This is a genomic window from Nocardia sp. NPDC003693, assembly GCF_053981095.1.
In genome coordinates, this window is the sequence record NZ_JBSFNO010000006.1 from 76,642 (window position 1) to 100,357 (window position 23,716).

Genomic DNA, 23,716 nt, shown 5'->3' on the forward strand with positions numbered 1-23,716 from the left:
CGGACACCGCTCGGCCGGACACCGCTCGGCCGGACACCGCTCGGCCGGACACCGCTCGGCCGGACACCGCTCGGCCGGACACCGCTCGGCCGGACACCGCTCGGCCGGACACGCGCTGCGGTCCGGCCGGATAAGCATCGGTGTCCCGGCGAATCCGCTTACACGGCAGGCGGATTCAGGCGGGTGAAGTCGCCGAGGCGGTAGTAGGGGTAGTACGGGTACGGCGGGGTGACCGCGCTCGCCTTGTCCAGGCGGGCGATCTGGTCGGCGTCCAGGGTCCAGCCGACCGCGCCGAGGTTCTGGCGCAGCTGCTCCTCGTTGCGCGCGCCGATCATGACCGTGGCCACGGTGGGGCGGGTGAGCAGCCAGTTCAGCGCGATCTGCGGGACCGTGCGGCCTGTTTCGGCGGCGATGTCGTCGAGCACGTCGACCACGTCGTAGAGCACCTCGTCGTCGACCGGCGGACCCGCCGCGGCGGTCTGGTGCAGGCGGCTCCCCGCCGGAAGCGGTTGCCCGCGCCGGATCTTGCCGGTCAGCCGCCCCCAGCCGAGCGGGCTCCACACCACCGCGCCGACGCCCTGGTCCAGGCCGAGCGGCATGAGCTCCCACTCGTAGTCGCGGCCGACCAGCGAGTAGTAGACCTGGTGCGCGACGTACCGGGTGAGCCCGTTCCGGTCCGCCGCGGCAAGGGATTTCATGAGCTGCCAGCCTGCGAAGTTGGAGGCGCCGACGTAGCGGATCTTGCCCGCGCGCACCAGATCGTCCAGTGCGGCAAGGGTTTCCTCGATCGGGGTGCCCGCGTCGAAGGCGTGCAGCTGGAACAGGTCGATGTGATCGATGCCGAGCCGGCGCAGCGACCCCTCGACCGCGCCGACGAGGCGGGCGCGCCCGGAACCGGCGTCGTTGGGACCGGGCCCGGTGGGCAGGGAGGCCTTGGTGGAGATCAGCACCTGATCGCGGCGGCCGCGAATCGCCTCGCCCAGTACCTCTTCCGACGCGCCGTCGGAGTAGACGTCCGCGGTGTCGAAGAGCGTGACGCCCGCTTCCAGGCTGATATCCACCAGGCGGCGGGCCTGCCGGGCGTCGGTGTCACCCCAGGCGCTGAAGAGCTCCCCGCGCCCGCCGAAGGTGCCGGCGCCGAAGCTCAGAGCCGGAACCCGCAAACCTGACGCGCCGAGCCGACGGTACTCCATGACTAACTCCTAACGGAACTACAGTTTCATTAACATCGGCAACGCTACACTCACTTCGCCGCAAATGGAACTGGAGAACCGTTATGACGCAGGACACCACCGCCCCCGGCTCGATTCGCCCCGGCGGGCGCACCGCCCGGGTCCGCGACGCCGTGCTGCGCGCCGCCGGGGACGCCCTCGCCGAACACGGCTTCGCCCGCTTGGACCTGGCCGAGGTGGCCGCGACCGCCGAGGTCGGCAAGACCACCGTCTACCGGCGCTGGCGCACGCCCGCCGGGCTGGTCGCCGACCTCCTCGCCGAGATGGCGGAATCCTCGCTCCCCCATGCCGATACGGGTTCGCTGCACGGCGACCTGCACGCCAACGCCGCCCTGGTGGCGCGGACGCTCGCCGATCCGCGCCAGGGCCGCCTGTTCCGCGCCGTCATCGCCGCCGCGACCACCGACGAGGCCACCGCCCTTGCCCTGCAACGCTTCTACGACACCCGCCTGACCGAATGGACCCCCTGCGTCACCGCCGCGGTCGCCCGCGGCGAGTGCCCCGCGAACACCGACCCCCGCGCGGTCCTGTCCGCGGTCTCCGCGCCCCTCTACTACCGCCTCCTGGCCAGCGGCGATCCGATCGACCCCGCCGCCGCGCGGGCCGCCGCCGACGCCGCCTTGGCCGCCACCCACGCGGGAGTGTTCGCGGCCGCCGCCACCGATTCCGGCAGCTGATCCGCGGCGGCACGAGCGCGCCGGGGACACCCGGCCGGAGCCTCGCGCCCAGGTGCACGCATCCCGCGAAAAGTGCTGAGCGCAAGCGATTTCGCCTGTTTTCCGAACACGATTTTATGCCCCGGCGGTACCGAGTCGTTAGCGGTTCGGAACCCGGATTTCTGCCCAAAACCGCTGGTGGGGAGGAGAATTGATAGATGAAAGGTGATCGAGTAGAGATCGTCGTGGACACCGGTGACGGTTCCCGCAATTACGAAGTGACAGCCACCCGCGCGGGCCGCCGGGTCGAGGTGCGCATAGCGCGCGGAATAGTCGAAGTCAGCGAAACGACCCGCACCGGAACCCAGGTGCGCACCGCACGGTTCATGGCCGGGCGTGTCCTCGCCCTGGTGGAACACCCCACCGACAAGGGCCCCCTCCCCGGCGAATGAGCCGTCCCCCAGCCCGGCCCGCCGCTCGGATCCCACCCCCGCGGCTTCCCCACCCGGGCCACACCTCCGCCGTGGCCCTGTTCCACACAATGACAGCCATCCCCGGGGGCGGTGCCCAGGTTTCCGCCTCACAGTGGCAGTTGTCGGTCGGCACGGAATCGGTAGCCCGACTCGCCCGGCCGTGATACAACCGACCCACCGGCCGTGACCTGCGCACACCCGCCGACCACCCCCCACCCCGGTTGCCGACTCCTGCTCCGGGGCGCAAGCTGGGAGATGCCCGACTTCACCCGGCCCAGCCGACACGGCGGAGAGGAGCATCCGATGAACGAGCGCGTCGACGAGGTGTCCGAAGCCGACTACCTTGAACAGCACACCCCGGCCTACCCCGACGCCGACAACCCCGCGACCGACGCCCCCGGCGACCCGGCCCCGGATTCCGACACCGACATCCCCCCGGTTCCCCCGGGCGACAGCGGCTGGACCGCCGACGAGGGCGACCTGGTCGAACAGTCGATCCCGGTCCCCCTGGACGACGACTACCAGGACGCCGAACCCGAGTACTGACTGTCGCCCGTTTCCAAGGGGAACGCTCCGAGCGCGCGCACCCCGGTGGAGGCATGCCACCGCGCCGGCACGATCACACATCCCGCCCACGACGACGGCGGCCCGAAACGCGAAACCTGCGGAACTCGGCCGGTTGGGATGTGCGGCTCGCGCAGGCCGGATCGCCCAGCCGCTACCCCGAGCGGCCTGCGTGCCAGAGGTACCCGGCTCGGTCGGTTTCACCGGACTCAACGGAACCGCCGACGCGTCGTGGGCAACCGGCACCGAATCGGTCTGCCCGCCCGGTGGCACGCAGCTCGCGCAGGCAGGTCCCCACGGCCCCGAGCACCCCGCCGCGCCGGACCCGGCGGCTCGGTGGGATCCGCCGGACACGACGGAACAAGCACGGGCCCTGGGAAACCCGGCCGGCCGGCCGGTGATACCCGCGTGCAACTCGCGGAGGCTCGAGCGTCCGGTCGCCGCCTCCGGAACGCGGACGCCGCAGCGGGCAGTTGAACTCGACCGCCGGCTCGGTGAGATCCGCTCGGACACAGCGGAACCGGCAGCGAGTCCCCGGGAACCGCTATCGAGCGGGTCGGTCAGCCGGTGATGCCGGCGCGGACCGTCGCGTGCAGCTCGCGGAGGCTCGAGCGTTCGGTCGCCACCTCGAGGACCCGGACGCCGTGGGCGGGGCGGGTCAGCTCCACCGCCAGCTCGGCGGGATCCACCTGGCGATGGGGCACCCGGTAGGCCGCGCACAGGGCCGCGAGATCCATGCCGTGCGGGGTGCCGAAGACGCGTTCGAAGACGCCCGCGTACTGCGGATCGCCCTGTTCGAGGAGTTCGAAGATGCCGCCGCCGTCGTCGTTCGCGACCACGATCGTGAGGTCCTCCGGGCGCGGTTCGCCGGGGCCGATCAGCAGGCCGGACGCGTCGTGCAGGAACGTCAGGTCGCCCATCAGCGCGACCGTGCGGCCGGTATGGGTCAGGGCCGCGCCGACCGCGGCGGACACCGTGCCGTCGATCCCGGCCACGCCGCGGTTGGACAGCACCCGCACCCCCGGCCGCGGCTCGGACACCAGCGCGGCGTCGCGCACCGGGTTCGACGCGCCCAGCAGCAGCTGATCGCCATCGCGCAGCGCGGCCATGACCACGGCCGCCACGTGCAATCCGGTGGGCTTGGGATGGGCGGCCAGCTCGGCGCGCACCACGGCCACGGCCCGCTCGTTGAGATCCCGGCACTGCTCGAGCCACTCGGCGCGCGGCGTGCCGGAGGTGACCGCGCGCGTGCCGGTCCCGACCACGTTGCCGGACACATCGGGCCAGCGCGGGCCGGTGGTCAGCGCGAACACCGTCACCTCGGGATCGGCCAGCACCTTCGCAACCTGCCGGTGCAGGGTGGGCCGGCCGGTGATGATCGCCTGCTTCGGCCGCACCAGCGACAGCGCCAGCGGATGCAGCGGCGGCCCGTGCATGGGCGCGGTGGGCTCGGCGACGGTCGGCAGCGCCGCGAGCTCGGGCCGATGGCCCGCGCCGTGGCCGGAGATGACCACGGTGTCCAGGCTCAGGTCGATGTCGAGCGGCACGTCGAGGGTGGCGTATTGCGTTGCGGTCCAGGGCCGGTCGTCGCTGCGACCCAGCGGCAGCGGATCGCCCGACGCCATGTCCGGCACCAGCGGCTCGCGCAGCGGGATGTCGAAATGCACCGGCCCGGCGTTGCCGGAGCGGGTGCCGCGCGCGGCGGCCAGCACCCGGCACACCGCCGAGCGCCAGACGCTGTTCTGCTTGGGGTAGACCTCGCCGGACTCACCCGCGGCCGGCCCGAGGCCATCACTCCGCAGCTGCCCGGGGTTCTCCCCCGCCGGCCCGAGGCTCTCGCTTTCCGCCAGCCCGAGGCTGATTGTCGCGCGCACCTGACTGCCGAACAGCCCCAACTGCTCGACGGTCTGGTTCGCGCCGGTGCCCAGCATCTCGTAGGGCCGGTTCGCGCTGATCACGATGAGCGGCACGCGCGCGTAGTTGGCTTCGAGCACCGCGGGCCCCAGATTGGCGACGGCGGTGCCGGAGGTCATGACCACCGGAACGGGCCGGCCGCTCGACAGGGCGAGGCCGATGGCCAGGAATCCGGCGGCGCGCTCGTCGATCCGCATGTGCAGCCGCAGCCGCCCGGCCGCGTCGGCGGCCTGTAAGGCGAAGGCCAGGGGCGCGTTTCGCGATCCCGGGCACAGGACCACGTCTCGGACTCCGCCGCGCGCGAGTTCGTCGACGACGACGTGCGCCTGTGCTGTCGAGGGGTTCACAATCCCAGCCTCTCAGACAGTCGATCTCCGCGCTGCGTCGGCCCGATCACACCCGGCGTGTTCTAGTTAGGGTGCGCTAACCTAAGCCCATGGCCAAGCGCACCAAACATCTCAAGCCCGAACACCGGGAAATCCTCACCGCCGAAGTACTCGCGAGCAAGCGCGTCAGCCCGAATTTCGTGCGCGTGACGCTCGGCGGCGACGGACTCGCGGGATTCACCGCGATGGGCTACGACCAGTGGTTCCGGCTCTTCATGCCCGGCCGCGACGGCACCCTCACCCTGCCCACCTCGGCGAGCACCCTCGGCTGGTACGCGCAGTACCTGATGATGGGCAAGGAGCACCGCCCGCTGGTGCGCAACTACACCGTGCGGGACTACCGCGCTGCCGGTTTCGGGGAGTTCGGCAGCACGGCGGAACTGGACATCGACTTCTTCTCGCACGGCGACGACAGCCCGGCCTCCACCTGGGCCAACGGCGCGGCCCCCGGCGACCGGGTCGGTCTGCTGGACGAGGGCGCGACCTTCCAGCTCGCCGAGGGCGCGAATTTCGCCCTGCTGGCGGGTGACGAGAGCGCGCTGCCCGGCATCGCCGGCTCCCTGCGCTCGGCCCCGCGCGAGCTGAAGGGCGCGGCGTTCATCGAGCTGCCCGATCTCGCCGACGCCCAGGACTTGGGCGAGCCCGAGGGCGTCCGGGTGCACTGGATCGTCCGCACCGACGCTAGCGCCGAGATCGGCGCGACCGTGGCCGCGGCCGTGCGCGCGGCGGAACTGCCTGCCGCGGGCGTCTACGCGTTCCTCGCGGGCGAGCAGAAGCTGGTATCGGGGTTGCGGCGATTCCTGGTCCAGGAACGCGAAATCCCCAAGGCCGATATCACTTTCACCGGCTACTGGCGAGTCGGTAAGGCCGCGGGCTGATTTCGGCCGCCGGGTACGCATTCACCGGCGCGTTCGAGCCGGGATCCCCTGACAGCGAAAAGGGGATCCGCGCACTGCCTCGAATTCGGGTATTTTCCACCCGAATTGGGTGACACAGACTTTATGCAGTCCGTGTTCGCGGCCCGGCTCCGGGCCGCGAACCGGTCATTTGATTAACCAGCGTGACGCTGGATCAGGGCGCCGACACGCGGAAGCGCCTCGGCGACATGCTTCTTCGCCGAGGACCGCATCGAGCCGTAGACCTTGGTCAGCGCGGGCCGCGAGGACGACTCGGCGCGCTCGTCGGTGACCGAGAGCAGCGCCTCGGAAACCTCGTCCTGCTTGGCGACCAGCAGATCGGCGAACGAACCGGCGCCCGAGGCCTGGTACTCGGACCAGTACGGCTCGAGCTGGGCGACGAATCGCGGAATGAAGGACTCCAGCGCGTCGCCGACGATGGTCGGGCTGACCTTCTTCACCGCCGCGTAGCCGCCCTTGACAGCCAGACCCGACGCGCCGCCCTTGTCCGACACCTCAGCATCCAGAACCTCTTTGGCGTCGGCCAGGAAGGCCGGACGCTTGGCATCATCGAGCAGGGATTCAGACAGTGCTGCAACCACTTTCAGGTTCCTCCGGATAGTTTTTCGATGAACGAGCGCATGGAACTATACGCACCGGTGCCCCCGCGCACACGACGCCGACGCGCTAGGGCCGCATGGTGCGGCGATGGCCGCCGCTCCCAGACAGCAACTGCACTGTAAAGCCTCCGCAATCGGTTGGCAGCGTTTCAGATTCGCCGTGTCAACTGGTCACGCGCTCGGATCCGGCGGAAGTGAATCGCGTTCCGCGACAATCAGGCTCCTTGTCCAATGTCCGAAATCCGCTATCGCAAATCTCCGGCACCCCGCCCGGGGTGGCCCGAATCGCACGGTCGGAGTGACCCGCGCGAGGGCTGTACCACTAAGTTCGTGCCCGTGACCTTCAATTCAGCGCTGTGGCGGGCAGTACCCGGGTTCGAGAACCTCACCGACATCACCTATCACCGGCATATCGAGCAGGGCACGGTGCGCATCGCCTTCAACCGGCCCGAAGTGCGCAACGCGTTCCGCCCGCACACGGTGGACGAGCTCTACCGTGCGCTCGATCACGCCCGGATGACCTCCGATGTCGGCGCGGTGCTGCTCACCGGCAACGGCCCCAGCCCCAAGGACGGCGGCTGGGCCTTCTGCTCCGGCGGCGATCAGCGCATCCGCGGGCGCAGCGGCTACCAGTACGCCGACGGCGAGACCGCGGACACCGTGGACCAGGCGCGCGCGGGCCGGCTGCACATCCTCGAGGTCCAGCGCCTCATCCGCTTCATGCCCAAGGTCGTCATCTGCCTGGTGAACGGCTGGGCCGCCGGCGGCGGGCACAGCCTGCACGTGGTCTGCGACCTCACCCTGGCCAGCCGCGAGCACGCGCGCTTCAAGCAGACCGACGCCGACGTCGGCAGCTTCGACGGCGGCTACGGCAGCGCCTACCTGGCGAAGATGGTGGGCCAGAAGGCCGCCCGCGAGATCTTCTTCCTGGGCCGCCCGTACACCGCCGAGGAGATGCACCGGATGGGCGCGGTGAACGCGGTCGTCGACCACGCCGAACTCGAGGACGTGGCGCTCGAGTGGTCCGCCGACATCCTCGGCAAGTCGCCCCAGGCGATCCGCATGCTCAAGTACGCGTTCAACCTCGCCGACGACGGCCTGGTCGGCCAGCAGCTCTTCGCGGGCGAGGCCACCCGCCTGGCCTACATGACCGACGAGGCCGTCGAGGGCCGCGATTCGTTCCTGCAGAAGCGCGCACCGGACTGGTCGGCCTACCCCTGGTACTTCTGAAAACCGGACGGCTCGCCACCCGAGCCGGGCACGATGGGATGTGCGCGGCCCGGCGAGCCGCCGCGGCGCGATGCGAGCATCGCGCCGGGACCGAAACCCGCACGAGGCATCTCACCGGAGAGAAGCGGAGGCACAGCGCATGGAGATTCTGAGCAGTCGGCTGATTCTGCGACCCGCGGACTACGCGACGACGCTGGCCTTCTATCGGGACACGCTGGGCCTGGCCATCGCCCGGGAGTATCCGGGCGGCACGGTGTTCTTCGCCGGGCAGGGGCTGATCGAGGTGGCCGGGCACGGCGGCGGGGAGCCGGCCGGATTCGCGGGGGCGATCTGGCTGCAGGTGCGCGACTGCGAAGACGCGGCGGCCGAACTCGCCCTCGCCGGGGTGCGGATCGACAGGGGCCCGACCAAGGAACCCTGGGGACTGATCGAGATGTGGATCCGGGATCCCGACGGCGTCCCGCTGGTGCTCGTCCAGATCCCGGCCGACCACCCGATCCGCCGGGACAGCCGCCCGCCGAGCACCGACTGACGTCCCCGGTCACGCGCGCGCGAAACGCCTACCACGCCGTAACACACACGGCGTGTCCGGGGGCACCGGTTAACGGATCGTTAATGGCGTAGCGCAAACTGGTCGGCGTGTCTGCCGAACTGCTCGTTCTGCTGATCGTTGTTCTCACAGCCTTGGCGTTCGACTTCACCAACGGATTCCACGACACCGCGAACGCGATGGCCACTTCGATCGCAACCGGTGCGCTCCCGCCGCGTACCGCCGTACTCCTGTCCGGTTTCCTGAATCTGGTCGGCGCCTTCCTGAGCGTCGCCGTCGCCGCCACCGTGGCGGCGGGCATCGTGGACCTGTCGGAAGTCAGCGGAAAAGCCCTGCTCGACATCGTCTTCGCGGGCCTCGTCGGCGGCATTCTCTGGAATCTGTTCACCTGGTTGCTCGGACTGCCGTCCTCCTCCTCGCACGCCCTGTTCGGCGGCCTGATCGGCGCGACCATCGCGGCGCTCGGCTGGGACGGGGTGATCTGGACCTCGGGTCACACCGGCGTCATCGCGAAGATCATCATTCCGGCGCTGCTCGCCCCCGTGGTGGCCGCGCTGGTGGCCTCCATCGGCTCGTGGCTCGTCTACCACATCACGCGCGGCAGCAACGAGAAGACCGTGGAGAGCGGATTCCGCTGGGGGCAGATCGGATCCGCCTCGCTGGTCTCGCTCGCGCACGGCACCAACGACGCGCAGAAGACCATGGGCATCATCTTCCTTGCCCTGATCGCGCACGGCTCGGCCTCGGCCGGGGATCCGCTGCCGCTGTGGGTCATCGTGTCCTGCGCGGTCGCCATCGCCGCCGGCACCTGCCTGGGCGGCTGGCGGATCATCCGCACGCTCGGCAAGGGCCTGGTCGACATCGCGCCGCCGCAGGGCTTCGCGGCCGAATCCACCAGCGCCGCGATCATTCTCACCTCGGCCCACTTCGGCCTGCCGCTGTCCACCACGCAGACCGTCACCGGCTCGATCCTGGGCTCCGGCCTCGGCCGCCCCGGCGCCGAGGTGCGCTGGGCGGTCCTCGGTCGTATGGTCGTGGCCTGGGTGCTCACGCTCCCGATGGCGGGCCTCGTCGGCGCGGTCTGCTGGGCGATCCTGCACGGCATCGGCGGCACCGCGGGCACCCTCGTGGTCTTCGCGCTGCTCATCGCCGCGGCCACGCTGATCTGGCTGCGCTCGCGGCGCACCGCGGTCAATTCGCACAACGTCAACGACGACTGGCAACAGCCGGAGGGGCCCGGCGCCGCAGTGCGCAGCCAGGATTCCGTCGGCAACGAGATCGCCTAGGAGCGCGGGGATGCAGACCCTACTGTCCAATCTGAGCGAGCTCTGGGAAGTCGTGCTGGCCGCCCTGGTGTTCGGCGCGGGCCTGCCCGCCGTCTTCGCCTACGGCGTGCGCTGCCGCGCCACCGTCGACAGCGGCGCGACCGGGGCCGCACGCCAACTCCACCAGGCGCTCTCGGCCCTGTGCTTCGCCGTGGTCATGATCGCGGCCGTGGTCGGTGTGGTCTTCATCGCACGCGGCTTCCTGGCCGACCGTTTGGGAATCCATCTGCTCGGCGCGTGACACCGACCGATCGAAAGGCACGCTCGTGAGCACTCCGGAACAGCCGAATTCCGAACCGGCGCGGACCCCCGCGCTGACCAACGTCCTGGCGAAGGTCCTGGACTGGCTCAAAGCCGGGTACCCGCAGGGCATTCCGCAGTCGGACTACGTGGCCCTGCTCGCGGTGCTGCACCGCAGGCTCACCGATTACGAGGTGCACCTGGTGGTGGAGGAACTCATCACCGAACGGGTGGCCAGCAACGAGATCGCGCGCGCCGACATCGAAGCGGCCATCGCCCGAGTTGCCAAGGAGCAACCCGGCGAGGACGATATCGCTCGGGTGGCATCCCGGCTGGCAGCCGGTGGCTGGCCGCTGGCGACACCGACGTCCGACTGACCGAACCATCACCATCGACCCCCGGCCGCGAACCCCCGCAGGTGCGCCGCCACCCCTTCCCATGACACGATCGCGAACGTGAGCAATACCCTCCGCACACTTCCCATGCCCACCGGTGCATCTGTGGGTGACGTATTGCCGCATCTGCGGGAAGCCTTGGACGGCAACGGTCCTGCGTGGCTGCCCATCCCCACCGCCGATCGCCGCGAGGCCCAGCGACTCAGCTCGAGCCTGCGGCCCGGCGAGGAGATCGACGACGATGTGGCGCTGGTGGTGACCACCTCCGGCACCACCGGGCTGCCCAAGGGCGCGCTGCTGTCCGCCGCCGCCCTGCGCGCCAGCGGCGACGCCACCCACGAACGCCTCGGCGGGCCCGGCCAGTGGCTGCTGGCCCTGCCCACCCATCACATCGCGGGCATCCAGGTGCTGCTGCGCAGCATTCTGTCCGGCACCGAACCGGCCGCCCTGGACGTCTCCGGCGGCTTCCTGCCCGAGGCGCTGGCGGGCGCGGTGGCGGGCATGACCGGACCGCGCCGCTACACCTCGCTGGTGCCCACCCAGCTCATCAAGGCCCTGGACGAGCCGACCGCGGCCGCCGCGCTGGCGCAGCTGGACGCGGTGCTCATCGGCGGCGCGGCCACCCCGGCGCCGGTGCTGGCCCGGGCGCGTGCCGCGGGCATCAACATCTTCCGCACCTACGGCATGAGCGAGACCTGCGGCGGCTGCGTCTACGAGGGTGTCCCGCTGTCCGGCACCGAGATTCGCATCCAGGACGGGCGCGTCATGCTCGGCGGCGCCATGCTCGCCAAGGGCTACCGCAACCAGCCCGACCATCCGGCGTTCGCCGAGCCGGGCTGGTTCCGCACCGAGGACGCCGGCAGCTACGAGGACGGCGTGCTGACCGTCACCGGCCGCCTCGACGAGGCCATCATGACCGGCGGCCTGCTGGTCATTCCGCAGGTGGTCGAGGCCGTGCTCATCACGCACCCGGGCATCTCCGAATGCGTGGTGCTCGGGCTGCCCGATGATCGGCTGGGCCAGCGCGTGGTCACGGTCATCGTGCCCGCGCCGGGCGCGACGCCGCCGACCCTGGACGAGCTACGCGAGCACGTGGTGGCCGAACTCGACGCCATCGCCGCGCCGCGCGAGCTGGCGGTCATGGACGAGCTGCCGCTGCGCGGGCCGGGCAAGCCCGACCGGACGCGACTGCGTGAACTGCTGGCCGCCGCGTCGCCCAACTGAGCGGCGCGACGATGCCGTCGCGAGCCGGGACAGGGTCGCGCGGCCGCGGCGTGTCGAGCTTCACATTCCCGCTGTGACCTGCCGATACTCTCTCGCGTAAGCGGTACGGACCGGCTGCGGAACCGGCTTGCACCGGCACGCAACAGCCGTGCAAGTCGCGTGTAAGTCCCGGGGCACACAGTGGGTGCCATGACTTCTTACACACCTGCTGAGGCGCTCGCCATCGAGGCGAACGACCTGGTCAAGCTCTTCGGGGAGCAGCGGGCTGTCGACGGCGTGAGTCTCGCGGTACCGCGGGGGGCCGTATACGGCGTACTGGGACCCAACGGAGCCGGTAAGACCACCACCATCCGCATGCTCGCCACGCTGCTGCGGCCCGACGGCGGCAGCGCCCGCATCTTCGGCCGCGACGTGGTGGCCGAGCCCACCGCGGTGCGCTCGCTCATCGGCGTCACCGGGCAGTACGCCTCGGTCGACGAAAAGCTCACCGCCACCGAGAATCTCGTCATCTTCTCGCGGCTGCTCGGACTGTCCCGGGCCGACGCGCGCCGCAAGGCGAACGAGCTGCTCGAGGAGTTCGGCCTGACCGAGGCCGCGGACAAGGCCCTGGAGAACTTCTCCGGCGGCATGCGACGGCGTTTGGACCTGGCCGCCAGCCTGATCTCCGCCCCGCCGCTGCTGTTCCTGGACGAGCCCACCACCGGTCTGGACCCGCGCACCCGCGCCCAGATGTGGGAGACCATCCGCCGCCTGGTGCGCGAGGGTTCCACGGTGCTGCTCACCACCCAGTACCTCGACGAGGCCGACCAGCTGGCCGACAAGATCGCGGTCATCGACCGCGGCAAGGTCATCGCCGACGGCACCTCCGACGAACTCAAGAGCTCGGTCGGCATGTCCGCACTGCAGCTCACCCTCGGCGACCGATCCCGCATCGAGGAGGCGCGAACCCTGGTGGGCGAGTACCTCTCCCGCGCCGCGGGCAAGACCGTCGAGGCCGCCATCAGCCCCGAGGCCGGTCGCGTCACCGCACCGCTGCCCGATCCCAGCGTCACCACCGACATCCTGATCCGACTGCGCGAGCACGACATTCGCGTCGAGGAGATCAACGTCAGCAAGCCCAGCCTGGACGAGGTGTTCTTCGCGCTCACCGGTCACGGCGCGGACGACAGCGACGACACCACCGATGCAGAGAAGAGCGCGGCATGACCACGACACTCACCGCCCCCGGCCGCCACGCGGCCACCGCCCCGGCCCCGATTCCGGTGGTCAGCAACCACATTTCGCTGAAGCAGACCCTGGCCAACACCATGACCATGGCCTACCGCGGCATCCTCAAGATCAAGCACAACCCGGAACAGCTCTTCGATGTCACCGTGCAGCCGATTCTGTTCACCGCCCTGTTCGCCTTCATCTTCGGCGGGCAGATCGGCGGCAGCGTCACCGCGTACCTGCCGATCCTGATTCCGGGCATCCTGGTGCAGACCGTGGTGCTGACCTCGGTCGCCACCGGCGTGCAGCTGCGCGAGGACATGGACAAGGGCGTCTTCGATCGCTTCAAATCCCTGCCCATCGCCCGCATTTCGGCTCTGTCCGGCGCGCTGGTCGCCGACATGGTGCGGTACGGGCTGGCCACCACCCTGACCGTGGTCGTCGGCATCGCACTGGGCTACCGCCCGGACGGCGGCGTCCTCGGCGTCGTGGCGGCCGGCCTGGTCACCGTGTTCTGCTCGTTCGCGGTCAGCTGGGTATGGGCGCTGGTCGGCGTGACCGGCAAGAGCGCCTCCGCGGTGCAGGGCATCTCCATGATGATCATGTTCCCGCTGACCTTCATGTCCGGCGCGTTCGTGCTGGTCGACACCATGCCCGGCTGGCTGCAGGGCATCAACAAGGTCAACCCGATCTACTACATGGTCAACGCCGCCCGCGAACTCATGAACGGAACCGGCGCCACCTCGAACGTGGTGTGGTCGCTGCTCGGCTCGGTCGTGGTGATCGCGATCTTCGCGCCGCTCACGGTGCGGGCGTACATGCGCCGCGCGTGAGCCACCGCCCCGGCGATCCAACCGGCCCGCGCACCGAATCCCGGTGCGCGGGCCGGTTGTTCGCGTGCGGGGTGCGCGCCTCAGCGTCGCTCGGCGATCTCCCCCAGCCGGGCCATGATGCGCTGGGCCGCCACCCGGCGGCCCACCCCGGCCACCGCGCGCTCGGCCGCGGCCATGGCGTCCGCGCCGACCGCGGGCCGGTGCAGTTCCACGTGCCGTTCCCACAGCATGGACGGGTAGTCCTGCCGGGCAAGCACTTTCGGCCCGAGCATGAGCAGTTCCAGCGCCGTCTCGGTGTCCACGCCGGTGGCCAGCAGATACGAGCCGATCGCGATCGCGACCGCACCGGTCTGCGGCAGATCCCAGAACTGCGGCAGCCGCACCAGAGCGACGTCCACCAGATCCGCTGCCAGACCTCGGTTTCGGTCCGCGGCCCCGTACAGCACGTGCGCGTCCAGCACCGCGGCGGCGATCATGATGTCCCCGGGGCCCGGGGTGATGGTGCCGTGCGGCCACGCCAGCAGGGGCAGCACCTGCTGGAACCGGCGCAGGCCGGTCTCGACATCACCCGCGGCCAGCGCGATCTCGGCCAGCCCGGCGGTGACCGAGGCGCGGCGATGGTTCGGCTGGATGCGCGCGAGTTCCTCCGCGGGCTCCACGCCGACGCCCGCCAGCGCCGGTTCCAGCTCCCGTCGCGCCTGCTCCAGATCCCCGATGCCGGCCAGCGACGCCGCGAGCGCGCTGCGAATCTCCACGCTCTCCTCGAAGGCCCGCAACCGGGTCAGCAGCTCGACGGCCTCGCGGTAGTAGCCGACCGATTCCGGGTAGCGCGCGGACTGCCCGTACATGCTGCCCAGGTGCTGCGACACCATGGCCTGACCCCAGATATCGTTCCCGGCCCCGGAATCCAAGGCGTACAACGCGTCTCGGATCGAGCCGTTCACATCCCCGGCGTTCTCGCGAATGTTCGCCCGGAACAGCAGCGCCGAGGTCCGGGTCCACGGGTCCGCCGAGCGCACGCCCGTGACCAGCACCCGGCCCAGCGCGTAGGGATCGGCCCGCACGGTCGCCAGCTCACCCAGGAACGCGAACATCGGCGAGAGATTCCCGGCCGCCCGCAACCGCCGGACGCGGCTCCGGAACAGCGCGAACTCCCGTGGGCCGCTGTCGGCGTACATCAGGTGCAGGCCGAGTACCAGCTGACCGAACATCTGCAGATCCGCCTCGGCGACCGTGAGCGGGCCGGTGCGCAACGGCAGCCGCAGCATGCGCGGACCCCAGCCGATCAATTCCATGTGCGCGCCCCGCATGACCCACAGCAGCGACAGCACCGGGAACACCGTGTGCGCGGTGGCGGTGTCGACGCGGTCGAGCGCGTAGCGCAGCACCGCCACCAGATTGTCGGTCTCCGCGGCCCCGGACAGCACGACCCGCACCTGATCGCCGGTGGCGTAGCGATGCACCGAATCGAGCGCGAACGTCCTTGCCCAGCAAGACATCCGGTCCATGACCAGGTCTTCTTCGGCGGCCGATGCCAGCTGCTCCTCGCCGAACTCCCGGACCGTCTCCAGCATGCGGTAGCGCAGCGTGTCGGTCTCGTCGTCGGGTTCGAGCACGGTGAGCAGCGACTGGCTCACCAGGCCGTCCACCGCCGCCGCCACATCCGGGACATCGGGCCCGGCGACGACCGCCTCGGCGGCGGCCAGGGTGAACCCGGCCGGGAAACGGCACAACCGGCGCAGCGCCACCCGTTGCTCGCCGTCCAGCAGATTCCAGCTCCAGTCGATGACCGCGTGCAGGGTGCGATGGCGTTCGGGAGAACTGCGATCGCCGCTGCGCAGCAACGCGAATCGGTGTTCGAGCCGGGATTCGATCTCCTCCACGCTCATCGTCCGCGTCCGCGCGGCGGCCAGTTCGATGGCCAGCGGCAGCCCGTCCAGGGTGCGGCACAGCCGCGCCACCACCTCCGGATCCAGCCGCACCGACGGCCGCACCGCGCGGGCGCGGGCGTTGAACAGATCGGTGGCGGGTGAGCCGTCCGCGTCGATCATCAAGGGCGGCAGCGGATACACGGCCTCGGCGGTGATCTCCAGCGGCGCGCGGCTGGTGGTCAGCACGGTCAAATGCTCACTGGCCCCGACCAGGTCGGCCACCACCTCGGCCACCACCGCGATCAGATGTTCGCAGTTGTCCAGGATCAGCAGCATCGGCCGGGAGGTCAGCGCGTCGCGCAGGCGCCGGCCCACGTCGCGCGCGAGCGTGCCGCGCAGCACGCTGCTGTCGCGGCTCAGCTCGCCGATGCCGAGCGTGGTGGCGATGGCCGCCTCGATCTCGGCCCGGGTGCCCTCGTCTCCGGCGGGATCGGCTCGCACCGAGGCCAATTCGACCAGGGCGACCGTCCGCTCGTGCGCCACCCGCGCCCCGAGTTCGTTGGCGACACGCGTCTTACCGGTGCCGCCGGGCCCGAGCACCGTGGTCACCCGCGACGTGGTCAGCAGTTGCTGCAGCGCGTCCAGGTCCGCGGCCCGCCCCAGCAGTGGGTTCGGCGCGGCCCGCAACCCGATCGCCGACGGAGCCGCGTCGGCCTGCTCCCGCGCGGCCGCCGCGTGCCGTTCCGCCGGTGCCCGCACCGAGCCGTACCCCGGGACCGGATCGGCCCGCCCGCCCGGTATCGCGCGCAATGCGGGGGAATCAGCTTGTCCCCCGCCATTTTCCGTCCGCCGCTGACCGCCCGGATCACGCGCGCTCACGCGCGCGTCCGCGGCGTCATCGGTGCCCGCAGCGTCCGACGCGTGCTCGGACCACAGTGTGCTGCCGCGACCCGTGACACCTCCGGTCGAGCTCGATCCCCCGGCTTCGGTGTCCCACGCGCCATCCTGCCCATCGCCGGACCACCGCGCGTTCCCACTCGCCGCGGCGCTACCCGCTCGGCGCGAACTTCCGGCATTCCCATCGCGCTCTGCATCGGCTGCGCCGCGCATCCGCCCAGCGATATCCCGAAGGCGTTCCATCGCACCCGTACCGGTGTCCGACACCACCGGATAGCTTTGTCCCCCAGCGTGATTCGGTGCGATTGCGGTTCCAGCGATCGTGCCCGGCAGCTCCTCGCCGCGCAGGATCGCGGTGTTGAGCGCGGTGACCGCGGGCCCGGGGCCGACGCCGAGCTGATCGGCGAGTCTGCCGCGCAGGGCGGCGAAGACCTCGAGGGCCTCGTTCCCGCGCCCGGCCGCGGCGAGCAGGCGCATCAGCGTCGCGTGCGCGGGTTCGCCGAAGGGATCCGCAGCGGCCGCGCGGCGGGCCAGTTCGAGCGCGCCGTCCACATCCCCGATCCCGGAACGCGCGGCCAGTTCGAGTGCGTCCAGAGCCTTGGCCCGGGTTCCGGACAGCGTCACGAGTTCCTCGGCGACCGGGCCCGGCGGCAGGTCGGCGCCCGGCTCGCCGCGCCACAGCGTGCGCGCGGCGGCGATCCATTCCAGGCAGGCCGCGTCGTCGCCGGCGTCGTGCGCGCGGCGGGCTCGCGTCTCGTACTGTTCGGCGCGCGCGAGGTCGACCTGGTCGGGGGCGATGACCAGGCGATATCCGGCGGGACCGATCTCCAATACGCCCTCGGGCAGCAGCGCCCGCAGCCGGGAGACCTGGGTGTGCAGGGCGTTCGTCGGCGCGCGCGGCGGCTCCTCACCCCACACCTCGTCGATGAGCGCGTGCGCGCTGCGGCTCCGCCCCGGATGTGTGGCCAGCGCCGCGACCAGCAGCCGCGCCCGCGCCCCCGGCACCGCCGCGAGCACCCCGCCCCGCCGCAACGCCACTTCCCCGAGCAGTCCGACGAGCACCGGCTCCGCGTCCCCCGCCCGGCCGGTATGCGAAGGAACCGCCGGGGCGGTAGCGCCCGCGGCGGCGAGCCGGACGACCCCGGCGCCGTCAGAACCGCTTGTTTCCGAAGACATTCCTCGCCAATCGTAGGTGAGCAGCCGGACGCCCGTCCGGTTCACCGCCCCCGCCCCGCGCGCCAGCCCACCGGACATCGTCCCGCCGGACACGTCTCTCCGCACATGATGACCGCGCCTCCGCCACCCGCGGATCCGCCCGCATCGCGGAGAACCAGGAACGACGGCTTCGCCGCGCGATGGCCCGCTCCTCCTCGGCACCCGACGACACCATGCCCAACATGGCGGTCCGCCTCAGCCTCCCGGCGATGCCGGGTCCGCGTGACGGTCCTCCTCGACCACCCGACCTCACTATGTCCGCGCGCGCCTTCTCGGCCACCTGGCGACACTTGTCCGCGCGTGGCGGTCTCCTCGCTCGCGCACCGGCCCGGCGCGTCATGGGCCCGGCACGCCGGAATCGCCGGTGCGGGCCGCGTCGATTCGCGGGTTCCGGGCCGGGGGTCGCCTAAGCTGCTGGTCATGGCGGACTTCGACGTTCACCGGGAGGCGGTCATCGAGGCCGCGCCCGCTCAGGTCCAAGCGCTCATCGACGACTTCCACCGCTGGCGCGAATGGTCGCCGTGGGAGGACATCGACCCGGCGATGGACCGCGTCTACAGCGGCGCGGACCGCGGCATCGGCGCCCGCTACGCCTGGAGCGGCAACCGCAAGGCCGGGCGCGGCGACATGGAGATCACCTCCGCGACCGCCGACGCCATCGGCATCCGCCTGCACTTCGAGAAGCCGTTCAAGGCGACCAACACCATCGGCTTCGAATTCACCCCGCAGGGCGCCGGCACCCTGGTGACCTGGCGGATGACCGGGCAGCAGACCGGCATCATGGCGCTGTTCGGCAAGCTGATGCCGATGGACAAGATGGTGGGCAAGGACTTCGAGAAGGGGCTGGCCCAGCTCAAGGCCGCCGCTGAATCCTGAGCGCGCCCCGCCCCCGGCCCGCGCACTAGGCTGCGGAGCATGGCTACAGCAGCACAGTGGATCGAGGGAGCGCGGCCGCGCACTCTGCCGAACGCGATCGCCCCGGTCCTGGTCGGAACGGGAGCCGCCGCCTCGATCGACGGCGCGGTGGGCTGGAAAGCGGTGCTGTGCCTGCTGCTTTCGTGCGCCCTCATCATCGGGGTGAACTACGCCAACGACTACTCCGACGGCATCCGCGGCACCGACGACGACCGGGTCGGCCCGCTGCGGCTGGTCGGCTCGAAACTGGCCACCCCGGCCGCGGTGCGCAACGCCGCCCTGGGCTGCCTCGGTCTCGGCGCGATCCTGGGCCTGATCCTCGTCGCCACCAGCAGCTGGTGGCTGCTGCTGGTCGGCGCGGGCTGCCTGGCCGGCGCCTGGTTCTACACCGGCGGCCGGAACCCCTACGGCTACAGCGGTTTCGGCGAGATCGCGGTGTTCGTGTTCTTCGGCCTGGTCGCGGTGCTCGGCACCCAGTTCGTGCAGGCCGGGCGCGTCGACTGGGTGGGATTGGCCGGCGCGGTGGCGGTCGGCTCGTTCTCCAGCGCCGTGCTGGTGACGAACAACCTCCGCGACATCCCGACCGACGCGGTCTCGGGCAAGACCACCCTCGCCGTCCGGCTGGGCGACACCCGCACCCGCACACTGCATATCGTGCTGCTCGCCATCCCGTTCGCCGCGACCCTGCTCCTGGCCGCCCGCACCCCGTGGGCGCTGGTCGCGCTGATCGCGCTCCCCCTGGCGATCAAGGCCAACGAACCGGTGCGCGGCAACAAGAACGGGCCCGACCTGATCCCCGCGCTGGCGGGAACCGGCCTGGCCCTGCTGGTCTGGTCGCTGGCGATCGAGTTCGCGCTGTCCTTCGGCTGAAGCCCGGCGCGAACCCGTCGCACCGGCCCTCAGTTGTCGGGAACGAGCACCCCGAGCACCCAGTTCACCAGCGTGATGATGATGGCGCCCAGCACCGCGGCCCAGAACCCGCTGACCGTGATGCCGTAGCTGATGGTGTTGGTGATCGCCGCGGTCAGCCACAGCATGAGCGCGTTGATCACCAGCAGGAACAGCCCGAGGGTCAGGATCACGAAGGGCAGGGACAGCAGACTGACGAGCGGTTTCACCAGGGTGTTCACCAGCGCGAAGACGATGGTGACCGCCAGGATGGCGAGCAGCTTGCTCTGCGTGGTGTCCTCGGGACTCTTGATGTCGATGCCGTCGACCCATTCGGCCGCGAGCCAGATGGCGACACCGTTAATGAGCAGACGTAGCAGGAGCGTCATGCCCCGATCGTAGGGGCGAACCGCGCGCCGCGGTGGTCATACCTCACCGGTTCATGATCACCTGTGACAATCACGCGGCCCGATCGAGATGGGCGGCCACGTCCGCGCGCAGCGGCTCGAGGTCCGCGCCCAGCAGGTCCCGGGTCGCCGGGTTCGGGGCGCGCAGGATCGCGAGCAGGATGTGCCCGGCCTCGATGCGATCGTCCTTGCGGGCCACCGCCTCGCGCAGCGCGAGTTCGAGAATCTTCTTCGCCTCGCGGGTGAACGGGATGTGCCCGAAGCCCCTGCCGCGGAACAGGCCGCGGCGCGGTTCGTCGGCGGGCACCGCGCGTTCCAGGGCATCCGCGCCGAAGGTCTCGGCCAGGCTGTCGCGCACCGCGTCCAGGTCGATGCCGATCGATCGCAGCGCCTCGGCGTCCTGCTCGCCCAGCGGTTCGCCGGCCCGGGTGCGGGTCAGCGCCGCGCGCACGGAGTCGGCGGTGTGCCCGTGCGCGGCGAGCAGTTCGTGCAGTCCGGCATCGGGTGCGGCGAGCAGGCCGAGGAACAGGTGCTGGACGTCGATGACCGGCGACCGCAGCTCCCGGGCCTCCTCCTGCGCCCCGACCACCGTGAATTTGGCTGCCCTGGCGAATTTTTCGAACATCAGCGGATACCGCCTTTCCGGTTGTACTTCTGGTGGACCGCCTGCCGGCTGACCTCGAGCGCGTCCGCGATGGCCTGCCAGGACCAGCCCTGCGTGCGGGCGTTGGCTACCTGGATGGACTCGAGGCGTTCGAGCAGTCGGCGCAAAGCCAGCACCGCGCGCAACCCCACCTGGGGGTCCGGGCTGCCGGCCGCGGCCGCCAGAGTCGTCGCTTCACTCATGTATGTCAATTTAAATTGACATACGAGCGGTGTCAACAAAAATTGACAATCACCGGAAAAACGCGACGTCAGCGCCGTGTCACGAACACGGCTCGAAGGGCGCGTAGTCGCAGACGTGCCCGTCGTCCCAGTCCCACACCTCGTCCGACTCCACCGGCACCCCCGCCTGCGAGCGCAACAGCCACCCGCGCGGCTCCTTCTCCCAGATATCGCCGTCCCGATCGCGGTAGCGCCCGTAGGCCACGGGCTCACGCGCACCCGGCAGGGCATCGCGATCCGAGACACCCGTCCGATTGCGATCCCCCGTGATGCTCACCCGCCGCTCGGCCACCACCGGCCGTGTCCACGAGGGCGCCGGAACCCACGGCCCGACCGTGACGCCGGTGCTCGCGACCGACCGCGGATACTGACCCAACTCGACTCCCGATGCGTTGTTGTTTCACACTGTTGAACCAGAACGGGCGGCAAGATCAGTAAGGGCACGTGGGCGATGACTGTGGTTCCAACCTTCGGCGAGTACATCCGCCGGCTGCGCACCAGAGCCAATCGCACCCGCCCACAACTCGCCTGGCTCGCCAACCTATCGGTCCCCTATCTGACCAAGATCGAGGGCGGCGCCACTCCCTCCCGTCGCGTCATCGAATCCCTCGCCACCGCACTCGAACTCGCCCCGGCGGAGTTCGAGTACGCACTCACCCTGGCCGAGGAGCCGCTGCCGCGCACCGAGCCCGATCACCCCGGCCCGGTCGATCTCGAATATCTGGAACTGCTCAACCCCAAGATCGCCGCCTTCATCTCCGGCGCCATGGACATTCTGGCCGTCAACGCCGCGCACGCGGAGGCTTTCCCCGAGCTCGATCCCGGCTGCAACTATCTGGAATGGATACTGCTCAATCCGCTGTCGCGGACCGTGCTGGTGGATTGGGACGGCGAGGCGCAGCAGGCGGTGAGCTCGTTCCGGATGCTGCTGGCCCGGTGCGGACACGACGATCGGACGCGGGCGATCCTCGAACGCTGCATGGCGAGCCCGGAATTCGCGACGCTGTGGCACAACGACGCGGTCGCCGGCGAGCGGCGCGATCGGACCAAGCTGGTGCGGGATCCGCAGACCCTGGTCATCACCGAATTGCGGATGAACATGTGGCGGACGTCCACGAGCCTGCAGTCGTGGATGCTCGTGCTCGGTTCGGGGGTCGATCAGCCCACGGCGGTCACTCGTCCAGTAGTCCGCGAAAGGCCCCGGACGTCAAGGCCCATTAACGCCCACGGAGACAGTGAAACAACAGCTCCTCACCTGCGGAGCGCGTCGGCCGCAGGCGAATAACCGCTAACCCAGTGAATTCAGCAACTCGATAGCAAACCAATCGAGGGGTGATCAACCCTTCTGAGCCGACCGCCGTGCCGTGGGAAAACTAGCCGGACCAAGAACCGGTGGCCATGAATTCGGCCAGGACCGCGGTGGGCTCCGCCAGACTCAGCCCCTGACCGGCAACCCAGTCGTCGTTGAAATAGGTTCCGGCATACCGGTCTCCGCCGTCGCAGAGCAGGGTGACCACACTGCCCGACCGACCGGCGCCGATCATGTCGGCAATCAGGGCGAATGCCCCCCACAGGTTGGTGCCCGTCGAACCGCCGACCCGGCGGCCGAGCACCTGGCTCGCGTGCCTGGCCGCGGCGATCGATCCGGCGTCCGGGACCTCGATCATGGTGTCCACGACCTGACCGACGAATGAGGGCTCCACCCGCGGCCGGCCGATGCCCTCGATACGCGACGGCATACCGGTCTGATAGCCCGAGTCCGCGGTCTCGTAACCGCCGTAGAAGGCCGAATTCTCCGGATCCACCACGGCCAGCCGGGTCGCGTGGCGCCGGTACCGGATATAGCGGCCGATGGTCGCGCTGGTGCCGCCGGTGCCCGCCCCGACCACGATCCAGTCCGGCACCGGGTGCGCCTCCAGCGCCAGCTGATGGAAGATCGACTCGGCGATGTTGTTGTTGCCCCGCCAGTCCGTCGCGCGCTCGGCGTGCGTGAACTGATCCATGTAGTGACCGTTGGTTTCGCGCGCCAGCCGGGCCGCCTCGGCATAGATGTCGGGCGACTTCGCGACCAGGTGGCAGCGCCCGCCCTGTGCTTCGATGAGCGCGATCTTCTCCGGCGAGGTGGACGCGGGCATGACGGCGACGAACTGCAGACCCAGCAACTTCGCGAAGTAGGCCTCGCTGATGGCGGTCGACCCGGAGGAGGCTTCCACCACGGTGGTGCCCTCGGTGATCCAGCCGTTGCAGATGGCGTAGAGGAACAGCGAACGCGCGAGGCGATGCTTGAGACTGCCCGTGATGTGGGTGGATTCGTCCTTGAGGTACAGCTGCACCCGCCAGGCCGCGGGCAGCGGATAGCGCAGCAGATGCGTATCGGCGCTGCGCTGGGCGTCGGCGTCGATCAGCCGGACGGCGTTGTCGACCCACTCGCGCGGTGCGTAGCGATCGACACGCTTCATCGGCCGGCCGTCACTTCTCGTCTCCGCGCAGGCGGGTCATGAGCTGGTCACGGTCGCTGCGGCGCTTGGCGTCCACGGCGGCGATGTCCTGATTCACGCGGGTGCGCAGGGTCTTGAACAGCACCATCGACAGCGGCAGGGCGATGAGCACCGCGAACAGCGCCGCGACGATGAGGGGCACCTCGACGTTCACCAGGGCCGCGGCGCCGAGGATGAGCGCCACGAGCGCGACGACCAGGCCGAGCCGGGCCACCGTGTACAGGGCCAGATCGCGGGCCAGTTTGCGGCCCGCACCTTCGGATGGGGTTGCCTCACTCACGAGCCTCAGCCTAGGTGACGACCAATCGGACATATGCGGTGGCCCGCGACCGGCGGCCCGTGCCCGAATTCGCTGGATATTCGCTACTCGCGAGTCAAACGTGACCGCGAACA

The 23,716-nt window shown here is 70.4% G+C and carries 25 protein-coding genes; 15 read left to right on the forward strand and 10 right to left on the reverse strand.

Features of this window, described 5'->3' with window-relative positions:
- Positions 1-158: 158 nt before the first annotated feature.
- The gene (locus ACWDOP_RS09775) at positions 159-1,193 is read right to left on the reverse strand and encodes an aldo/keto reductase (protein WP_456344729.1); all 1,035 of its coding nucleotides are present in this window, start codon (positions 1,191-1,193) and stop codon (positions 159-161) included.
- Positions 1,194-1,276: 83 nt separating this feature from the next.
- Between ACWDOP_RS09775 and ACWDOP_RS09780 the strand changes: the two genes are divergently transcribed.
- The 3 genes from ACWDOP_RS09780 to ACWDOP_RS09790 all read left to right on the forward strand — a co-directional run bounded on the left by ACWDOP_RS09780 (position 1,277) and on the right by ACWDOP_RS09790 (position 2,907).
- On the forward strand, positions 1,277-1,909 hold the full coding sequence (locus ACWDOP_RS09780) for a TetR/AcrR family transcriptional regulator C-terminal ligand-binding domain-containing protein (protein WP_456344730.1): 633 nt from the start codon (positions 1,277-1,279) through the stop codon (positions 1,907-1,909).
- Between the two features lie 197 nt (positions 1,910-2,106).
- Positions 2,107-2,340: a hypothetical protein gene (locus tag ACWDOP_RS09785; protein WP_354990972.1), complete on the forward strand. Its 234-nt coding sequence runs from the start codon at positions 2,107-2,109 to the stop codon at positions 2,338-2,340.
- 324 nt (positions 2,341-2,664) lie between these two features.
- The gene (locus ACWDOP_RS09790; protein ID WP_456344731.1) at positions 2,665-2,907 is read left to right on the forward strand and encodes a hypothetical protein; all 243 of its coding nucleotides are present in this window, start codon (positions 2,665-2,667) and stop codon (positions 2,905-2,907) included.
- A 578-nt stretch (positions 2,908-3,485) separates the two neighbouring features.
- Here the strand turns inward: ACWDOP_RS09790 and menD are convergent.
- Positions 3,486-5,186, reverse strand: coding sequence for a 2-succinyl-5-enolpyruvyl-6-hydroxy-3-cyclohexene-1-carboxylate synthase (gene menD, locus ACWDOP_RS09795; RefSeq protein ID WP_456344732.1), 1,701 nt, complete (start codon positions 5,184-5,186; stop codon positions 3,486-3,488).
- Positions 5,187-5,275: 89 nt separating this feature from the next.
- Between menD and ACWDOP_RS09800 the strand changes: the two genes are divergently transcribed.
- Positions 5,276-6,103 carry a siderophore-interacting protein gene (locus tag ACWDOP_RS09800; RefSeq protein ID WP_456344733.1) on the forward strand — a complete coding sequence of 276 codons (828 nt, stop codon included), beginning with the start codon at positions 5,276-5,278 and terminating at the stop codon, positions 6,101-6,103.
- Between the two features lie 173 nt (positions 6,104-6,276).
- On the opposite strand, the gene ACWDOP_RS09805 is transcribed toward ACWDOP_RS09800, so the two are convergent.
- The gene (locus ACWDOP_RS09805) at positions 6,277-6,723 is read right to left on the reverse strand and encodes a DUF6918 family protein (RefSeq protein WP_454201589.1); all 447 of its coding nucleotides are present in this window, start codon (positions 6,721-6,723) and stop codon (positions 6,277-6,279) included.
- 354 nt (positions 6,724-7,077) lie between these two features.
- On the opposite strand from ACWDOP_RS09805, the gene ACWDOP_RS09810 reads away from it, so the two are divergent.
- From ACWDOP_RS09810 to ACWDOP_RS09845, 8 genes are all read left to right on the forward strand, one after another.
- Entirely contained in the window at positions 7,078-7,971 is an 894-nt protein-coding gene (locus ACWDOP_RS09810) for a 1,4-dihydroxy-2-naphthoyl-CoA synthase (RefSeq protein ID WP_456344734.1), read from the forward strand.
- Positions 7,972-8,110: 139 nt separating this feature from the next.
- Positions 8,111-8,503, forward strand: coding sequence for a VOC family protein (locus tag ACWDOP_RS09815; protein ID WP_454201587.1), 393 nt, complete (start codon positions 8,111-8,113; stop codon positions 8,501-8,503).
- A 107-nt stretch (positions 8,504-8,610) separates the two neighbouring features.
- The gene (locus ACWDOP_RS09820; RefSeq protein WP_456344735.1) at positions 8,611-9,807 is read left to right on the forward strand and encodes an anion permease; all 1,197 of its coding nucleotides are present in this window, start codon (positions 8,611-8,613) and stop codon (positions 9,805-9,807) included.
- Positions 9,808-9,817: 10 nt separating this feature from the next.
- Complete coding sequence (locus ACWDOP_RS09825) at positions 9,818-10,087, forward strand: hypothetical protein (protein ID WP_456344736.1); 270 nt, start codon at positions 9,818-9,820, stop codon at positions 10,085-10,087.
- A 25-nt stretch (positions 10,088-10,112) separates the two neighbouring features.
- A complete protein-coding gene (locus ACWDOP_RS09830; protein ID WP_456344737.1) occupies positions 10,113-10,463 on the forward strand; it encodes a DUF3349 domain-containing protein in 351 nt (116 codons plus the stop codon).
- A 105-nt stretch (positions 10,464-10,568) separates the two neighbouring features.
- Positions 10,569-11,705 (forward strand): o-succinylbenzoate--CoA ligase, encoded by a 1,137-nt coding sequence (gene menE, locus ACWDOP_RS09835; RefSeq protein WP_456344836.1) that lies wholly within the window; start codon positions 10,569-10,571, stop codon positions 11,703-11,705.
- A 189-nt stretch (positions 11,706-11,894) separates the two neighbouring features.
- Complete coding sequence (locus tag ACWDOP_RS09840; RefSeq protein WP_454201583.1) at positions 11,895-12,911, forward strand: ATP-binding cassette domain-containing protein; 1,017 nt, start codon at positions 11,895-11,897, stop codon at positions 12,909-12,911.
- A complete protein-coding gene (locus tag ACWDOP_RS09845; RefSeq protein WP_456344738.1) occupies positions 12,908-13,747 on the forward strand; it encodes an ABC transporter permease in 840 nt (279 codons plus the stop codon). Before ACWDOP_RS09840 ends, ACWDOP_RS09845 begins: the two co-directional genes overlap by 4 nt.
- Positions 13,748-13,827: 80 nt before the next feature.
- On the opposite strand, the gene ACWDOP_RS09850 is transcribed toward ACWDOP_RS09845, so the two are convergent.
- On the reverse strand, positions 13,828-17,691 hold the full coding sequence (locus ACWDOP_RS09850; protein ID WP_456344739.1) for an AfsR/SARP family transcriptional regulator: 3,864 nt from the start codon (positions 17,689-17,691) through the stop codon (positions 13,828-13,830).
- Between the two features lie 459 nt (positions 17,692-18,150).
- Between ACWDOP_RS09850 and ACWDOP_RS09855 the strand changes: the two genes are divergently transcribed.
- Together ACWDOP_RS09855 and ACWDOP_RS09860 are read left to right on the forward strand one after the other, a co-directional pair.
- Positions 18,151-18,606, forward strand: coding sequence for an SRPBCC family protein (locus tag ACWDOP_RS09855; RefSeq protein WP_456344740.1), 456 nt, complete (start codon positions 18,151-18,153; stop codon positions 18,604-18,606).
- 39 nt (positions 18,607-18,645) lie between these two features.
- Positions 18,646-19,515, forward strand: coding sequence for a 1,4-dihydroxy-2-naphthoate polyprenyltransferase (locus ACWDOP_RS09860; protein ID WP_456344741.1), 870 nt, complete (start codon positions 18,646-18,648; stop codon positions 19,513-19,515).
- A 29-nt stretch (positions 19,516-19,544) separates the two neighbouring features.
- On the opposite strand, the gene ACWDOP_RS09865 is transcribed toward ACWDOP_RS09860, so the two are convergent.
- The 4 genes from ACWDOP_RS09865 to ACWDOP_RS09880 all read right to left on the reverse strand — a co-directional run bounded on the left by ACWDOP_RS09865 (position 19,545) and on the right by ACWDOP_RS09880 (position 21,201).
- Positions 19,545-19,922: a phage holin family protein gene (locus ACWDOP_RS09865; protein ID WP_454201578.1), complete on the reverse strand. Its 378-nt coding sequence runs from the start codon at positions 19,920-19,922 to the stop codon at positions 19,545-19,547.
- A 70-nt stretch (positions 19,923-19,992) separates the two neighbouring features.
- Positions 19,993-20,565, reverse strand: coding sequence for a Clp protease N-terminal domain-containing protein (locus ACWDOP_RS09870; RefSeq protein ID WP_456344742.1), 573 nt, complete (start codon positions 20,563-20,565; stop codon positions 19,993-19,995).
- Positions 20,565-20,786, reverse strand: a complete 222-nt coding sequence (locus ACWDOP_RS09875) for a helix-turn-helix domain-containing protein (RefSeq protein ID WP_354991410.1) — start codon at positions 20,784-20,786, stop codon at positions 20,565-20,567. Before ACWDOP_RS09875 ends, ACWDOP_RS09870 begins: the two co-directional genes overlap by 1 nt.
- A gap of 79 nt (positions 20,787-20,865) precedes the next feature.
- Positions 20,866-21,201 (reverse strand): hypothetical protein, encoded by a 336-nt coding sequence (locus ACWDOP_RS09880; RefSeq protein WP_454201575.1) that lies wholly within the window; start codon positions 21,199-21,201, stop codon positions 20,866-20,868.
- Between the two features lie 75 nt (positions 21,202-21,276).
- On the opposite strand from ACWDOP_RS09880, the gene ACWDOP_RS09885 reads away from it, so the two are divergent.
- A complete protein-coding gene (locus ACWDOP_RS09885; protein ID WP_456344743.1) occupies positions 21,277-22,110 on the forward strand; it encodes an MmyB family transcriptional regulator in 834 nt (277 codons plus the stop codon).
- Between the two features lie 88 nt (positions 22,111-22,198).
- Here the strand turns inward: ACWDOP_RS09885 and cds1 are convergent, their stop codons facing one another.
- Both cds1 and ACWDOP_RS09895 read right to left on the reverse strand, forming a co-directional pair.
- Positions 22,199-23,284, reverse strand: coding sequence for an L-cysteine desulfhydrase Cds1 (cds1, locus tag ACWDOP_RS09890; protein WP_456344744.1), 1,086 nt, complete (start codon positions 23,282-23,284; stop codon positions 22,199-22,201).
- Positions 23,285-23,294: 10 nt separating this feature from the next.
- The gene (locus ACWDOP_RS09895; protein WP_454201572.1) at positions 23,295-23,603 is read right to left on the reverse strand and encodes a DUF4229 domain-containing protein; all 309 of its coding nucleotides are present in this window, start codon (positions 23,601-23,603) and stop codon (positions 23,295-23,297) included.
- Positions 23,604-23,716 lie beyond the last annotated feature (113 nt).

Excerpts from the sequence above, each read along its gene's own strand:
- ACWDOP_RS09775 (WP_456344729.1), bottom strand. The coding sequence starts at position 1,193 with ATGGAGTACCGTCGGCTCGGCGCGTCAGGTTTGCGGGTTCCGGCTCTG.
- ACWDOP_RS09780 (WP_456344730.1), top strand. The coding sequence starts at position 1,277 with ATGACGCAGGACACCACCGCCCCCGGCTCGATTCGCCCCGGCGGGCGC.
- ACWDOP_RS09785 (WP_354990972.1), top strand. The coding sequence starts at position 2,107 with ATGAAAGGTGATCGAGTAGAGATCGTCGTGGACACCGGTGACGGTTCC.
- ACWDOP_RS09790 (WP_456344731.1), top strand. The coding sequence starts at position 2,665 with ATGAACGAGCGCGTCGACGAGGTGTCCGAAGCCGACTACCTTGAACAG.
- ACWDOP_RS09800 (WP_456344733.1), top strand. The coding sequence starts at position 5,276 with ATGGCCAAGCGCACCAAACATCTCAAGCCCGAACACCGGGAAATCCTC.
- ACWDOP_RS09815 (WP_454201587.1), top strand. The coding sequence starts at position 8,111 with ATGGAGATTCTGAGCAGTCGGCTGATTCTGCGACCCGCGGACTACGCG.
- ACWDOP_RS09825 (WP_456344736.1), top strand. The coding sequence starts at position 9,818 with ATGCAGACCCTACTGTCCAATCTGAGCGAGCTCTGGGAAGTCGTGCTG.
- menE (WP_456344836.1), top strand. The coding sequence starts at position 10,569 with ATGCCCACCGGTGCATCTGTGGGTGACGTATTGCCGCATCTGCGGGAA.
- ACWDOP_RS09840 (WP_454201583.1), top strand. The coding sequence starts at position 11,895 with ATGACTTCTTACACACCTGCTGAGGCGCTCGCCATCGAGGCGAACGAC.
- ACWDOP_RS09845 (WP_456344738.1), top strand. The coding sequence starts at position 12,908 with ATGACCACGACACTCACCGCCCCCGGCCGCCACGCGGCCACCGCCCCG.
- ACWDOP_RS09850 (WP_456344739.1), bottom strand. The coding sequence starts at position 17,691 with ATGTCTTCGGAAACAAGCGGTTCTGACGGCGCCGGGGTCGTCCGGCTC.
- ACWDOP_RS09855 (WP_456344740.1), top strand. The coding sequence starts at position 18,151 with ATGGCGGACTTCGACGTTCACCGGGAGGCGGTCATCGAGGCCGCGCCC.
- ACWDOP_RS09860 (WP_456344741.1), top strand. The coding sequence starts at position 18,646 with ATGGCTACAGCAGCACAGTGGATCGAGGGAGCGCGGCCGCGCACTCTG.
- ACWDOP_RS09865 (WP_454201578.1), bottom strand. The coding sequence starts at position 19,922 with ATGACGCTCCTGCTACGTCTGCTCATTAACGGTGTCGCCATCTGGCTC.
- ACWDOP_RS09870 (WP_456344742.1), bottom strand. The coding sequence starts at position 20,565 with ATGTTCGAAAAATTCGCCAGGGCAGCCAAATTCACGGTGGTCGGGGCG.
- ACWDOP_RS09875 (WP_354991410.1), bottom strand. The coding sequence starts at position 20,786 with ATGAGTGAAGCGACGACTCTGGCGGCCGCGGCCGGCAGCCCGGACCCC.
- ACWDOP_RS09885 (WP_456344743.1), top strand. The coding sequence starts at position 21,277 with ATGACTGTGGTTCCAACCTTCGGCGAGTACATCCGCCGGCTGCGCACC.
- cds1 (WP_456344744.1), bottom strand. The coding sequence starts at position 23,284 with ATGAAGCGTGTCGATCGCTACGCACCGCGCGAGTGGGTCGACAACGCC.